We start from the raw sequence: 351 nt of genomic DNA on the forward strand, positions 1-351 counted from the left end.
AAACCCGCACGCCGGAAGACCAAGGGTTCCTGTCCAACGTTAATCGGGGCAGGGTGAGTCGACCCCTAAGGCGAGGCTGAAAAGCGTAGTCGATGGGAAGCTGGTTAATATTCCAGCACTTGGTGTTACTGCGAAGGGGGGACGGAGAAGGCTAGGCTGGCCGGGCGACGGTTGTCCCGGTTCAAGCGTGTAGGGGGTGTGACCTGGTAAATCCGGTTGCATACTAACCCTGAGGCGTGATAACGAGCCACTACGGTGGTGAAGTAGCTGATGCCATGCTTCCAGGAAAAGCCTCTAAGCTCCAGGTAACACGAAATCGTACCCCAAACCGACACAGGTGGTCAGGTAGAG

At 56.4% G+C, this 351-nt stretch carries 1 rRNA gene; it reads left to right on the forward strand.

The annotated features are described in order from the left end of the window. A 23S ribosomal RNA gene (locus J1781_RS00080) occupies positions 1–351 on the forward strand; the annotation flags it as partial.

Origin of the sequence: Rahnella perminowiae, from assembly GCF_019049695.1 — a bacterium.
Lineage (GTDB): Bacteria > Pseudomonadota > Gammaproteobacteria > Enterobacterales > Enterobacteriaceae > Rahnella > Rahnella perminowiae.